Source organism: Candidatus Nitrospira nitrosa, assembly GCF_001458735.1.
Lineage (GTDB): Bacteria > Nitrospirota > Nitrospiria > Nitrospirales > Nitrospiraceae > Nitrospira_D > Nitrospira_D nitrosa.
The window spans coordinates 381134-394526 of sequence record NZ_CZQA01000008.1; the positions used below are offsets into that span (position 1 = coordinate 381134).

The window sequence follows — 13393 nt, forward strand, 5'->3', positions numbered from 1 at the left end:
CGACGCCATCACAACGCGGCAACAACCTCTTTGATCATTTTGGTGATCTTCCCCTCGATGCTTGCCTCGTGGGGCAAGTCGATCACATCATCTTCTGACACCGTGATGAATTTACGATTCGCTCCCTTTGTCAGCGAGATCAAAAACAGGCTATTGGACGGCGTCACGGGGATCACTACTTGTACCAATTGATCAACCCCTTGCACCACTTCGAGGAATTTTTGCTTCCCCTCCTCCATCTCATCCATCGTAACGTGATCTCCTTACGCGTTCACCACCCATGGGTTCCTTCGAGCTCCAGCAGTCTTTCAATGTCTGCACAAATTATCTCGGCGCCCGTCAAATCCATACCACCAAGCCAGTCGATGGTTCATCGTATCATGGCAATTTTTCGAGCGGCAACCACGGGGTAGGACAAGAACCCCCTTCGGCAGGCTTTCTACTGGTTCAGCATGTCCTTGAGCTGTTCCTTGGCATCGCCTTCGAACCGCACAAATTCGAGACCGAATCGCTCCCCGTCTTTCCACCGGACGATCGCAAGGGCAATGATAATTGAGGGTCGGGCACCAGGAGGTTGCCTGTCACTTGTGATCTCGCCACCGGCGAGCGTCAGATTGGTCACGGTTCCCTGGCCTGATGCCTCATCGCCGGTGAATGACGCAGGATAATCGACCGGCACACGTGGGCGAGCTCTGGGCTGCACGGCTTTCTTCCCGTCGTTCTCTGATGTCGCCATGCGTTCCTACGGAACGTGTTCAGCGCGCTGTCTCAAACAGGCCGAGCTGCAGCTCTTCCGCGCGGGTGAATGGGATGGGATACCGTTCCGTAAAGCAAGCCGTACAGTACTGATCGGGTGATTTGGGTGCTGATTTCAACATACCGTCCAAGCTGAGATACGCCAAACTGTCGGCGGTGATGTACTTGCGGATTTCTTCAGTCGAATGGTCGGAAGCGATCAACTCCTTTTTGGTCGGTGTATCGATCCCATAGAAACAGGGCGAAATAATCGGCGGCGAACTGATTCGCATGTGGACTTCCGTTGCTCCAGCTTGCCGAATCATTTTCACGATTTTCCGGCTCGTCGTACCACGAACCAGCGAATCATCGATCACCACGACGCGTTTCCCCTCCAAGACTTCGGATACCGCGTTGAGTTTGACCTTCACCCCGAAGTGACGAATCGACTGCTCCGGTTCGATGAATGTCCTTCCGACATAGTGGTTGCGAATCAATCCTGCTTCGAAGCGCACACCCGCCCCTTCGGCATAACCGAGAGCCGCCGGCACACCGGAGTCTGGAACCGGGATGACGACATCCGCCGGCACCCATGCCTCTTGAGCCAACTGTCGTCCCAACGCCTTCCGTGTGGTATACACCGCTTCACTTCCAAAAATGCGGCTGTCCGGCCTGGCGAAATAGACATACTCGAACACACACATGGCCGGAGACGTCTTGGGAAATGGATGGTGGCTCTCCAATCCTTGATCGTTGATCACGATCAACTCACCTGGTTCCACTTCTCGAATATATTCGGCATCGAGCAAGTCGAAGGCACAGGTCTCAGAAGCCACAACCCAGCTACTACGAAGCCGACCGATACACAGCGGCCTCAGCCCATAGGGATCTCGTGCGGCAATGAGTCCGTTGTCGGTCATCAACACCACCGAGAACGCCCCCCGCACCTGATTCAGCGCATCGACAACTCTTGAGAGAAAGGAGCCTGCCCGCGAATGCGCGATGAGATGGATGATCACCTCACTATCCGACGTCGATTGGAAGATCGCCCCGTAGGCCTCCAGCTCATGCCGAAGCATCTGGGCATTGATGAGATTTCCGTTATGCGCCAAGGCGAGATTGCCAAGGGCAAAATTCACCGTCAGCGGCTGCACATTCTTCAAATCATTGCCGCCGGTGGTGGAGTAGCGGTTATGTCCGATGGCCATGTGACCTGGCAACTTCGCCAAGACCGACTTGTGGAAAATGTCGGCCACTAGGCCCATGCCTTTCTGAATGCAAAACTGCTCCCCATCCCCCGCAACGATCCCGGAGGCCTCTTGCCCACGATGTTGTAACGCGTACAGCCCCAAATAGGTCAGATTGGCCGCTTCTTCGTGACCATACACACCGAAAACCGCACATTCATCATGGAACTTATCAGGAGAAACGATCGGCAATTCTTTGTGCATGATCTTTTGTCACACAAACGATTAGACGTGATTCAGCGATCTCTCCAGAGCATATGCCCATCGATCCAACAATCCTGATACCGGCTGATCGATCAGACATTCTTCTGTTCCCTCATGTCTGACAGAGATGACCAAGCGATCACCAGAAACCCTGCCGATCACATCGGCCGGCACGCCGGACGATTTCGCATGGTCGAGCACCGCCTGGCGCTGGCTTGGTTTCACGGAAATTACAACACGGGACTGACTCTCTCCGAACAGGACCGCATCGTTGCGAAGTCGCCCCTTGGGCAATGTTACCACAGCGCCTCGAGTCCCTTCGGATCCCGAGATACAGCTTTCTGCCAACGCAACGGCAATCCCACCATCCGAGCAATCGTGTGCAGATTGCAACAGCCCGCCGCGAATCAGCGACAGGACACAATCTTGAAGTCCCTTCTCGGTATCCAGATTCAAGTAGGGAGGAGACCCCTGCTCGCGAGCCTGCACGACCTTGAGGTACTCCGACCCTCCCAAATCCTCCCGAGTGGGACCGAGCAAGATGATGTCGTCCCCTTCCGACTTGAACCACTGGGTCATTGTCCGCTCTGCATCCTCGATCAGTCCGACCATGCCCAGCATGGGGGTGGGGTAGATGGAGAGCCCGTTCGTTTCGTTATAAAAGCTGACATTCCCGCTCACAATGGGGATCTGGAACCGCTCGCAGGCATCCTTCATGCCCTCGATCGCCATCACGAACTGCCACATAATATCGGGACGCTCCGGATTGCCGAAATTAAGACAGTCAGTCAACCCGATCGGGGCGGCTCCAGAACAGACAAGATTCCGCGCTGCTTCGGCCACAGCGAGACGCGCGCCTTCATAGGGATTCAACAGACAATACCGGCTGTTGCAATCGACCGTCATGGCCACCGCTTTGTTCGTGCCCTTGATCCGCACCACTGCCGAATCGGATCCCGGACGGACCATTGTGTTGGTCCGCACCATATGATCGTACTGTTCATAGACCCACCGCTTACTGGCGATCGTGGGAGATTCAAGCAATGCCAATAACGCTCCATTCCCATCCTTGATGTCGGGAATCAGGTCATAATTCAGATTGGTCAACATATCTTGATACGCCGGAGGCTGGTAGGGCCGTTCGTAGCGAGGACCGTCGTCAGCCAAGGCTTTTGCTGGGATCTCGGCAACAACCACTCCTTGATCCATGACGCGCAAGATTCCGTCGGCAGTCACCTTCCCAACCACTGCTACATCCAGATCCCACTTCCGGCACACCGCAACACATTCCTCTTCCTTGCCGGCTTTTGCCACCATCAACATGCGCTCTTGAGACTCGGACAGCATGATTTCATACGGTGTCATCCCAGGCTCGCGTCGAGGCACGACCGTGAGATCCAACTCGATCCCATTGCCGGCGCGGGAGGCCATTTCGCAGGAAGAGCTTGTCAGCCCAGCCGCTCCCATGTCTTGAATCCCGACGAGGAGATCCCGTTCCATCAACTCAAGGCAGGCCTCCAACAATAGTTTCTCGGTAAAGGGATCACCGACCTGCACGGTCGGACGCTTTTGTTCAGAGGTGTCGTCGAACGAGTCGCTTGCCATCGTCGCGCCATGAATCCCGTCACGGCCTGTTTTGGAACCGAAATAGATCACAGGATTCCCGACGCCGGCCGCCGTACCACGGAAAATCCTGTCTTTTTTGGCAATCCCCAGACAAAACACATTGACCAACGGATTGAGCGCATAGATGTCGTTAAAGACGATCTCTCCCCCCACGGTCGGCACTCCCATGCAATTGCCGTAGCCGGCAATGCCGGAGACCACCCCTTTCATGAGATGCCGATTCTTTGGCGAATGCAGTTCTCCAAACCGGAGGGAGTCCAGCAACGCAATCGGCCTCGCACCCATTGTGAAGATATCGCGCAGAATGCCGCCGACCCCGGTTGCCGCACCTTGATAGGGCTCGATGAACGAGGGATGGTTATGCGATTCCATCTTGAAGACCACACAGAGCCCATCGCCAATATCGACCGCACCAGCGTTTTCGCCTGGCCCCTGAACGACACGCGGTCCGGTCGTCGGCAATTTCTTCAAGTGCACTCGCGAACTTTTGTACGAGCAGTGCTCGGACCACATCACGGAAAACATCCCGAGTTCCGTGATGTTCGGCTCACGCCCAAGGATAGCGACGATTTTTTGGTATTCCTCGCTGGTCAGATTATGCTGAGCGATAAGGTCTTGGGTGATAGGGGGCATACCGGCCTGCATTATGACCGAGCGGTCACAGCGACAATAGTTTCCACAGAATAATCTGACCTGCCTGAAACCCGCTCAAGAATGTGCACGCCACGGCGCGAGCGCTGCACAGCATGATTGGCGAGGCGCTTGTCCAGCGCCTCGCCGGTCCGATGGGTCTAGAAGTGGGTATGACCCCAAACTTTCTTACTGGACTTCCACTTTAACCGCTGCTTCAGCGGCTAAAGTTTGATGATCTTTGTCGGCTGCCACAACCTTGATTTCATGGGACCCAGGCGACATGCCCTTGACCGTCCCCTTCCATCCCTTCTGATATTCTCCATCCACGAAGCAATGCGCATGTGTCGCCTGGCTCCCCTTCGTGAGTTCATAGACGACTTCGACGTCGCTTCCCACCTTCGCTCCTGCGGCTGGGCTCTTGATCATGAGCTTGCTGCCGTCATCCGTCGCCGCAAAGGCCGCGAGCCCGGATCCCAATGTTAGCATCCCAACTGCCGCGAAAACTGCTACTGCTCGCTTCATCTCGACCCTCCTCATTATATGAATAAAAGATATGTATGACTGATCCATGCCAACTGACCCAATACTTTACCGTGCTATTTTCTATTCTTCAATCCTCTGAATAGACCCACACCGACCCTGATCGAGGATCAGCTACCGCACGGCCGCCAACTTCTTTCGCTCCAACGACATGATCATCGATTGAAAGAGCGCACGCCCATCGTCACGGCCTAGCAGGGCTTCAACACAGCGCTCCGGATGCGGCATCATGCCTAGAACATTCCCCCCCGCATTGCAGATGCCTGCGATATTATCGAGTGAGCCATTCGGGCTCGCCTCCGGTACCACCTTGCCGTCCGCCGTACAATACCGAAAGGCCACTTGGGCATTCGCCTGAAGACCGGCCAACGTCACAGGATCGGTATAGTAGTTCCCATCTGCATGCGCGACGGGAATTCTTAAAATCTGGCCCGGCTTCAATAAGCTCGTAAAGGGCGTAGCGGCATTCTCAACCCGAACAGAGACGTCTTTGCAGACAAAATGCAGCGAACGATTGCGCAACATCGCGCCCGGCAAAAGGCCTGCCTCAAGCAGAATTTGAAAGCCATTACAAATCCCGAGTACCAATCCGCCATCACCGGCAAATTGTTTGACGGCCTGCATGACCGGAGAAAACCGCGCAATCGCACCGGTCCGCAAATAGTCGCCGTAGGAGAACCCGCCCGGCAAGACAATCGCATCTAATCCGGCCAAGGACGCTTCCTTGTGCCACACCATCGTCACATCATGACCGAGTACGTCTTTGACGACATGAGCACAGTCATGATCGCAATTACTGCCAGGAAAAACGACGACACCGATGTTCATATGACCTCAAGAAGCATATGACGTATGGCTGACGGCACCAAACATGAACCAAGACCGTCTGCGATTTGGATCATACCCCATACGCTAGCAGCCATGAGCTCCTACCCCAACTCATACCGATACTCCTCAATGATGGTATTCGCCAGGAGCTTTTCACACATAGCCTTCACCTCAGTCTCAGCCTTGGTCTTATCAGTCTGATTAAGATCCAACTCCATATATTTCCCGACGCGGACATTGGCCGCATTTTTAAACCCCAACGAATCGAGTGCGTGTTCAATGGCTTTACCCTGTGGATCGAGAATCCCTTGTTTCAACGTAACGTGAATTTTAGCTTTCACAATCTACTCTCCCGCTTCTCTCCGGCATCATTCAGCCGATCCACATATTTCTTGATCCACAGAATCACAGCGATGGTGAGCCCGCCGCAAAACACCAATCCCACGAACGCCCACCGCCAGGGTGATTCGTTCAGCCGATAGGCCATCACACCGACAATGGCCGCCCAGACCACCACCGACGCGATCAGCCCATAATTCAAGTACGCCCGCGTCATCTCTCCATCTTCCTTTTGACTTTCCCTCCAAAAGAGAGGGTGGGGTTGTGCTGAACCCGCACATGCACCGAGCACCGCCCGCCTTGATACGCATTCAATGCGTCCAGCGTGCGCCTTACGCGAGCAAGGAGGGCAACCCCATCCATCCCTTACTACCCACACACCCGTTTCAACACCTCCTGATACGCCTCCTCGATCTTCCCCATATCCTTCCGAAAGCGATCCTTATCCATCGATTCGCCGGTCGCCATATCCCACAAACGACAGGTGTCCGGAGAGATTTCGTCTGCCAGGATCAATTTGTTATGAAACACACCAAACTCAAGCTTGAAATCCACCAGCTGCATCTTCCGCTCGGCAAAGAACGGTTTCAGGATCTTATTCACCGCGTGCCCCAGGTCGCGCAACTCGCGCAACACACCGGGTGTCGCGACACTCATCAGCCGCAAATGGTCATCGTTGACCAGTGGGTCGCCGAGTGCGTCGTTCTTGTAGTAGAACTCAACGAGCGCCGGATCAATCCGATTCCCTTCTTTCAATCCCAGCCGCTTCGCCAAACTACCGGCCACCGTATTCCGCACCACAACCTCGACCGGGACGATTCTGACCCGCTTCGTCAGCATTTCCCTTTCGTTCAACCGCTCGACGAAGTGGGTGCGGATTCCGCCTTGCTCCAAGAGTCGAAAAAGCCGCTCCGAAACCTTGTTATTGATCACCCCTTTTTCAACGATGGTGCCGCGTTTCTGTGCATTGAAGGCCGTCGCATCGTCCTTGAAATACTGGATGACCTGGTCCGGATTCCCGGTCGCAAAGATCTTTTTAGCCTTCCCTTCGTAGAGTAGTTCTCCCGTCGTCATGATCAGACCTCAGCCTTCAGTTCACTGGACCAACGATTCAATAACCTCGTCCACAGATTGCAGCACCCCTAGAAGGGTGGGATGACCGAGGCGACGAACATACTGGAACTCCTTCACCTTCTCAAGCGACAGCACCAGACTATGAAAATCATCAAGCTTCGATGTTTCAAAATAGGTGATGAAGTCCAGGTCGTCCAAACCCGTCGAGTGATAGAGTTTCCGCTTGACCGTCTTCAAGTACGGCAGAGCGGCTGCAGTATGCTCCTGCATCATGGCAACCTGCCTGTCACGATCCAGCCCCCACCACTCGGCTGATTTCTTGACCGGGAGGATGATCGCATAGGGCTTCGGACCTGGCTCGCTCGGTGACGTAAGATCTGTCTTCAGCTGCTCAGAAAACCCAGGTACATAGGTTGGTTTCTTGGTTAGCCCATGCATGATGCCGGCTATCTTAAGATGTCGCCCGAATTGGCTGCTCTTCAAGTCGAGTAGAAACGCTTGCGTATCACGCAATTCCATCGCATGAACGCGGAACAGCAGGTCGGCATGATCAGACAGGCCGCGAAGCAGATAGAGATCGATCGCCACATGCTCCCGATGCTGTTCCACTACCCCTTTGAGCGTGGCCAGACGAGCAATACGGACTGAAGAGTCGAGCTTCCCCCACTGGTCATCGAGCGCAAAGACGGCAAAACTTCCATAGACCCCCGAGTCGGTAAGAAGTTTCTCCCGATCCACCCCCGCAGAAACCGAAGAACACCAGAATCCCAGGGAGAGGAAGATACCCATCGCCGTCCTGAAGAACGCGCCCTTCATGATCTCGCTCTCTTCTTTTTGACACCGGACGATGCCTTGGCTCGTCTGAATACCCGCCGATAGATTTGGTCAAGGTGACGCAGATAGTACTGGGGATTGAAACAGGTGGCAATCTCACGCCCGTTCAAGTGTTGCAAGATAAAGGGATCCTTCTCGGCCAAATCTTGCAGTGCTCCTCCGCCCCGCCAGGACGCCATCGCATTTCGTTGAACCGCTTCGTACGACTCTTTTCGTTGCGCGCCCTTCTCGATGAGCGCCAACAACAACCGCTGGGAATAGACCAGTCCGCCGGTCAGCTCAAGGTTTCGCCGCATACGGTCGGGATAGACGACCAGATGCTCGATGAGATCCGTGACCTTGGCCAGCATATAATCGATCAGAATCGTGCTGTCCGGCATGATCACCCGCTCGACCGACGAATGGCTGATGTCACGCTCATGCCAAAGTGCCACATTTTCCATGGCTGCCACACTGTTCGCCCGTACGAGTCGAGCCAGTCCGCATAAGTTCTCCGAGACGATCGGATTGCGTTTGTGGGGCATCGCCGAGGATCCCTTTTGGCCTTCGGAGAAATACTCTTCTGCCTCAAGTACTTCCGTACGCTGAAGATGGCGGATCTCCGTAGCAAACTTCTCGATGCTGGCCGCCAGCAGGGCAAGTGCCGTGGCATAGGACGCATGGCGGTCTCGTTGGACCACTTGATTCGAGACGGGATCCGCTTTCAAGCCGAGCTTCGCACAAACATACTCTTCGATCTTGGGCCCCTGATGGGCAAAGGTCCCCATCGCACCGGACAACTTGCCGACCGCGATCTCGCTTCTGACCGATCGCAACCGTGCCTGATGGCGACCGACTTCCTCATACCAGAGGGCGAGTTTCAGGCCAAACGAAATGGGCTCTCCGTGAATGCCATGCGACCGCCCCACCATCACCAGATCTTTGTAACGGAAGGCCTGCTGCTCCAAAATAGTCCGCAGCCGTTCCACTCCACCCAGGATCAAATCGAGCGCCTCGGTCATTTGTATGGCCAACGACGTATCGACAATATCCGACGAGGTCAGCCCCATGTGAAGAAACCGGTGGTCTGGCCCTACCGTATCCATCAGTGATTCCAGAAAGGCGATCACATCATGTTTCGTGACTTTCTCAATCTCAGCGATCCGGTCGATGTCGATTCTGGCCCTCTTCCTGATTCTCGCCGCTACCCCACGGGGAGCCTGTTTGGTCTGCTCAAACGCCGCACAGGCCTGCAGTTCGACCTCCAGCCAAATCTCATATTTGTGTTTCAAGTCCCAAATGGCCTTCATTTGGGGACGTGTATACCGTTCAATCACCGTCGACTCTCCTCCATATCGGCCGATTCGGGTCCGCCCGCTTCGCGGCCAATCGCGACTCGGTTGCTAACGCCTTATCCAACACCGCATTCACAAACTTGGAGGCAGCGTCATCTCCGAAGCTCTTCGCCAACTCAATCGCTTCGTCCATCGTGACCTTCGCAGGGACCTCATCGACCCACAACAACTCGTAGAGCCCGGCACGTAAAATATTGCGATCGACGACCGGCATACGCTGTACCGTCCAGTTCGTCGCATACTTCGCGATGGTGGCATCGAGCTCCTTCCGATGCTCCAGCACACCCCGAACCAACCGTTCGGCAAAAGCCCGTGCTTCATCGGAAGCGGAGTACTCGCGCCAAAACTCATCCAGACGAAGCTCACCTTTCCCATGGATGTCGTGCTGAAAGAGAATCTGCAAGGCCCGCTCGCGAGCCTGGTGACGGCCACTCATAGGCTACGTCGTTACTGGTCGCGCAGCGACCGGTCGTCGTCGAGTCGATGAACCGGGACCAGCAGGCTGCCCTAAGGCCTTCACGCGCTGCATCACCTTCACCATCTCGATCGCAGATTGTGCCGCCGCACCGCCACGGTTGAATCGCTTCGGGTCCGCACGCTCCTCAGCCTGCGCCACCGTCTCCGTAGTTAGCACGCCAAAAATGATCGGCACCTCCGTCTCCATCGCGGCCTGGCCGATCCCACGGCTGACTTCCGAGCAAATGTAATCAAAATGGGGAGTGTCGCCTCGGATCACGGCGCCTAGGCAAATGACTGCATCAAAGCGGTTCGCCTGTGCCATCGTCCGAGCAACCAGGGGAATCTCAAACGCTCCCGGCACACGCACAATCTCGAGATCCTCCGTGCGAACGCCATGGTCGATGAGGGTCGCGACACAAGCATCCAGCAATCTGCTCGTGATTTGCTTGTTAAACTTCGCCGCAACAATGCCGATTTGCAACCCCGTCGCGGATCGCCCTGTTCGTCTAACCTTCATCGTGTATCACCGTGTCCTGACATGGTACGTCAGACCTTCTTCAGCAAATGCCCGAGCTTTGCCTTTTTCGTCCGAAGATACCGAACATTGGCTGCACGGGGAGCAATCTCAATAGGAACACGTTCGACGACCTTGAGGCCATAGCCTTCGATCCCGATGATCTTTCTCGGGTTATTCGTAATCAACCGAATTTGCTGGAGACCAAGGTTCGCCAAGATTTGTGCGCCGACACCATAGTCACGGAGATCGGCCTTGAACCCCAGCTGCAGATTGGCTTCAACGGTGTCACTGCCTCGATCTTGCAAACCATAGGCCTTAATCTTGTTAAGCAGCCCAATGCCTCGGCCCTCCTGATTCAAATACAAGAGGACGCCTCGGCCTTCCTTCTGAATAATCTCCATCGCGGAATGGAGTTGCTCACGACAATCGCACCGCAGCGATCCCAGCGCATCAGCGGTCAGACATCCGGAATGGACGCGAACCAGCGTCGGCGTCCCGCCCTCGACCCGTCCCTTGACCAATGCAATGTGAGTCACTCCGTCGATTTGATTTTCGAAGGCGACCGCCTCGAATTCTCCAAACATGGTCGGCAGCCGTGCACTCGTCACCCGTTTCACAAAGGTTTCCCGATGCATACGGTACTCGATCAAGGCCTTGACCGTCACCATCTTCAGCTTATGAGCCTTGGCAAATTTCGCCAACTCAGGCACCCGAGCCATCGTGCCATCAGCATTCATAATCTCGCAGATCACTCCGGCAGGCTTGAGCCCGGCCAATCGGGCCAGATCAACCGAGCCTTCCGTTTGTCCGGCACGCCGAAGCACACCACCTGTTTGCGCCTTGAGCGGGAACACGTGTCCGGGCCGAGCGAGATCCCTCGGTTTACATTTTGAGTCGATCGCCACATGAATCGTCGTCGCCCGATCGGCGGCAGAAATGCCGGTCGTAATGTCTTTACGCGCATCGATCGAGACGGTGAACGCGGTCCCGAATGTAGCGGTATTCTCTGCCGCTTGCTGAGGCAACTGCAATTCTTCCACCCGTTCAGGGGTCAGTGCCAAACAAATCAGTCCACGGGCATGCTTCGCCATGAAATTGATCGCCTGCGGCGTGACCTTTTCCGCAGCGATGACGAGATCACCCTCATTCTCGCGGTCTTCGTCGTCAACGAGGATGATAAACTTCCCCTTCTTGATATCACGGATCGCGTCTTGAATATGATTGAACGGACTAGGCATAAGGTACCCAATCTAGCATTTCAGACCGAACCTTGAATATGATTTTTTTGCTGGTCGTTTGACTTCACGGAGATGTTCAGGAAGGAAGATTCACCGGGGACGATCCATTCGGACGCAGTGCCGCTATCACGGTTCCCCATGCACAGACCGCAAGGCCGGCAAACAGCCAAAACCCTACCTCGTAGCTCCCTGAGAGTTCTCTCATCGTGCCGATCAGAATCGGCACGACAAATCCACCAACAGCACCTGCCGCACCGACCACACCCGAAACCAATCCGATGTCTCGGGGCAACCATTCGGCCACGAGCTGAAAGACCACGCCGTTGCCGAATCCCATTGCCGCCGTCGCGATCACCATCATCACCACAGCCATCGTGTACGAAGGACTGACCACCGCCACCACTGCCCCGGCAATTATAGGCATCACATAGTAGAGCGTCCGTACCCCCCCGTGCTGATCCGCCACAAAACCGCCGACCGGCCGGATCGCGCTTCCCACGAGCCCGCAGAAGGCTGCAAGCGTTCCAGCTTGAATCGCATCGACATGGTAGACATCATGCAGCAAGAGCGGCAGGAGGCTGCACAACCCCACAAAGCCACCGAACGTGATCGCATAAAGGAAACAGAGCCAATAGGCCGACCGCCGGCGAATCAACTGCGCCGCCTGATGCCACCATGCCACGACATCAGAAGAAGGATCCGGCGTGGTTCGTGGGACCGTGACCACAAATCCGACCGTCGCCACGGCCACCACGCAGGCCATGAGCCCACAGATCTGATGCCAATTCATGGCGATAGCCCAGCGCGGGGCCAAGAAGAAAATCAGCACGGTGCCGACATTCCCCGATGCGACCAAGCCAAGCACCAGTCCCTGCGCCGACGGTGGATAGGCTCGACTGGCAATCGGCAAGGCCACCGCAAAACTCGCTCCAGCTACACCCAGACCGACCGAAAAGACTTGTAGTGCCCCATACTCCATGACGCCAAGCCAGCCCCAGACCAACACCAGAAGCTCGACGAGGAGAATGACCAGCGCCGTGGGCCATGCACCGAGCCGATCCGCGCTCCAGCCGGCGATAATCCGTAAGACCGCCCCGCCGAGTAACGGCAGAGACACCAGCCAGGCAATCTCCGCATCGCTCAGCTGCAGAGCCGTCGCCAGCGGAACACTCATCGCGCCGACGAGCAGCCAGACCATGAAACTGACCATGAGGTGGAGCCACGCCCCCACCAGCGAGGGCCAATGGCCACTCCGCACACTGTGCCAAATCGTGAGCACTCCCTGCCTCCCAAGTAAAAAGTGCAATATAGGAGAGCGCTATTCCCGGGCGCAAGAGATGCACGTCCTGTCTTGATCGAGTTCTCGCGGCGAAGAGAGTGGCGCATTGCGCAATACCGTCATCGTTCGGGCCAAGTCGCCGCTCATCTGGGCGTGCATACATGCACCTACGACGGTAGTCCATGTGTAGGCCAAGTTGGTCAGAGTCACCTATGTGTGGGTTGGGAGGAGGATCGTTACAGAAGTTAGAAACGTATCACGCGCGTCGTTCAAGACCCATCAATACGCACGCCCCCGTCGACCTAGCCCGCATTATTCATGACGGTTCGTCACGAAACCGACAAGACGCCTTGCGAGACGGGCACGCGGAGGCCCGAGGGACCAAGGCGTACTTGAACAGTACGTCGAGGTCGCGAGGGACGAGCCTGCCCGCCTGGCCGCCGCACACGCGCAACCAGGCTTGTCGCAGCAGCGTCTTGGCGGTTGCAGTAGAAGTGTTCATGAAT

15 protein-coding genes are annotated in these 13393 nt (G+C 55.7%); all 15 read right to left on the minus strand.

The genetic code is table 11. The features are described 5' to 3' along the window. Window positions 1–8: 8 nt before the first annotated feature. Window positions 9–248 (minus strand): hypothetical protein, encoded by a 240-nt coding sequence (locus tag COMA1_RS10560; protein ID WP_090748040.1) that lies wholly within the window; start codon window positions 246–248, stop codon window positions 9–11. A 191-nt stretch (window positions 249–439) separates the two neighbouring features. After that, window positions 440–736, minus strand: a complete 297-nt coding sequence (locus COMA1_RS10565) for a PilZ domain-containing protein (protein ID WP_090748043.1) — start codon at window positions 734–736, stop codon at window positions 440–442. 19 nt (window positions 737–755) lie between these two features. Beyond that, entirely contained in the window at window positions 756–2186 is a 1431-nt protein-coding gene (purF, locus tag COMA1_RS10570) for an amidophosphoribosyltransferase (RefSeq protein ID WP_090748046.1), read from the minus strand. A 21-nt stretch (window positions 2187–2207) separates the two neighbouring features. Further along, complete coding sequence (purL, locus tag COMA1_RS10575; protein WP_245630996.1) at window positions 2208–4445, minus strand: phosphoribosylformylglycinamidine synthase subunit PurL; 2238 nt, start codon at window positions 4443–4445, stop codon at window positions 2208–2210. A gap of 186 nt (window positions 4446–4631) precedes the next feature. Then, window positions 4632–4967, minus strand: coding sequence for a hypothetical protein (locus tag COMA1_RS10580; RefSeq protein ID WP_090748052.1), 336 nt, complete (start codon window positions 4965–4967; stop codon window positions 4632–4634). Between the two features lie 132 nt (window positions 4968–5099). Beyond that, a complete protein-coding gene (gene purQ / locus COMA1_RS10585) occupies window positions 5100–5813 on the minus strand; it encodes a phosphoribosylformylglycinamidine synthase subunit PurQ (RefSeq protein WP_090748056.1) in 714 nt (237 codons plus the stop codon). Between the two features lie 101 nt (window positions 5814–5914). Beyond that, a complete protein-coding gene (purS, locus tag COMA1_RS10590; RefSeq protein ID WP_176698013.1) occupies window positions 5915–6157 on the minus strand; it encodes a phosphoribosylformylglycinamidine synthase subunit PurS in 243 nt (80 codons plus the stop codon). Next, on the minus strand, window positions 6151–6369 hold the full coding sequence (locus tag COMA1_RS10595) for a hypothetical protein (protein WP_090748062.1): 219 nt from the start codon (window positions 6367–6369) through the stop codon (window positions 6151–6153). The genes purS and COMA1_RS10595 overlap by 7 nt, the downstream gene beginning before the upstream one ends. A gap of 152 nt (window positions 6370–6521) precedes the next feature. Then, window positions 6522–7226: a phosphoribosylaminoimidazolesuccinocarboxamide synthase gene (purC, locus tag COMA1_RS10600; protein WP_090748064.1), complete on the minus strand. Its 705-nt coding sequence runs from the start codon at window positions 7224–7226 to the stop codon at window positions 6522–6524. A gap of 21 nt (window positions 7227–7247) precedes the next feature. After that, the gene (locus tag COMA1_RS10605) at window positions 7248–8042 is read right to left on the minus strand and encodes a chlorite dismutase family protein (protein WP_090748067.1); all 795 of its coding nucleotides are present in this window, start codon (window positions 8040–8042) and stop codon (window positions 7248–7250) included. Then, window positions 8039–9376 carry an adenylosuccinate lyase gene (purB, locus tag COMA1_RS10610; RefSeq protein ID WP_090748070.1) on the minus strand — a complete coding sequence of 446 codons (1338 nt, stop codon included), beginning with the start codon at window positions 9374–9376 and terminating at the stop codon, window positions 8039–8041. Before purB ends, COMA1_RS10605 begins: the two co-directional genes overlap by 4 nt. Continuing rightward, on the minus strand, window positions 9369–9830 hold the full coding sequence (gene nusB, locus COMA1_RS10615) for a transcription antitermination factor NusB (RefSeq protein WP_090748073.1): 462 nt from the start codon (window positions 9828–9830) through the stop codon (window positions 9369–9371). The genes purB and nusB overlap by 8 nt, the downstream gene beginning before the upstream one ends. Before the next feature lie 3 nt (window positions 9831–9833). Next, a complete protein-coding gene (ribH, locus tag COMA1_RS10620) occupies window positions 9834–10370 on the minus strand; it encodes a 6,7-dimethyl-8-ribityllumazine synthase (protein WP_090748076.1) in 537 nt (178 codons plus the stop codon). 29 nt (window positions 10371–10399) lie between these two features. Next, window positions 10400–11608, minus strand: coding sequence for a bifunctional 3,4-dihydroxy-2-butanone-4-phosphate synthase/GTP cyclohydrolase II (locus tag COMA1_RS10625; protein WP_090748079.1), 1209 nt, complete (start codon window positions 11606–11608; stop codon window positions 10400–10402). 76 nt (window positions 11609–11684) lie between these two features. Continuing rightward, window positions 11685–12887, minus strand: a complete 1203-nt coding sequence (locus COMA1_RS10630) for an MFS transporter (RefSeq protein WP_090748086.1) — start codon at window positions 12885–12887, stop codon at window positions 11685–11687. Window positions 12888–13393 lie beyond the last annotated feature (506 nt).

Coding starts and splice junctions, on each gene's coding strand:
- COMA1_RS10560 (WP_090748040.1), bottom strand. CDS start 248: ATGGATGAGATGGAGGAGGGGAAGCAAAAATTCCTCGAAGTGGTGCAA.
- COMA1_RS10565 (WP_090748043.1), bottom strand. CDS start 736: ATGGCGACATCAGAGAACGACGGGAAGAAAGCCGTGCAGCCCAGAGCT.
- purF (WP_090748046.1), bottom strand. CDS start 2,186: ATGCACAAAGAATTGCCGATCGTTTCTCCTGATAAGTTCCATGATGAA.
- purL (WP_245630996.1), bottom strand. CDS start 4,445: ATGCCCCCTATCACCCAAGACCTTATCGCTCAGCATAATCTGACCAGC.
- COMA1_RS10580 (WP_090748052.1), bottom strand. CDS start 4,967: ATGAAGCGAGCAGTAGCAGTTTTCGCGGCAGTTGGGATGCTAACATTG.
- purQ (WP_090748056.1), bottom strand. CDS start 5,813: ATGAACATCGGTGTCGTCGTTTTTCCTGGCAGTAATTGCGATCATGAC.
- COMA1_RS10595 (WP_090748062.1), bottom strand. CDS start 6,369: ATGACGCGGGCGTACTTGAATTATGGGCTGATCGCGTCGGTGGTGGTC.
- purC (WP_090748064.1), bottom strand. CDS start 7,226: ATGACGACGGGAGAACTACTCTACGAAGGGAAGGCTAAAAAGATCTTT.
- COMA1_RS10605 (WP_090748067.1), bottom strand. CDS start 8,042: ATGAAGGGCGCGTTCTTCAGGACGGCGATGGGTATCTTCCTCTCCCTG.
- nusB (WP_090748073.1), bottom strand. CDS start 9,830: ATGAGTGGCCGTCACCAGGCTCGCGAGCGGGCCTTGCAGATTCTCTTT.
- ribH (WP_090748076.1), bottom strand. CDS start 10,370: ATGAAGGTTAGACGAACAGGGCGATCCGCGACGGGGTTGCAAATCGGC.
- COMA1_RS10625 (WP_090748079.1), bottom strand. CDS start 11,608: ATGCCTAGTCCGTTCAATCATATTCAAGACGCGATCCGTGATATCAAG.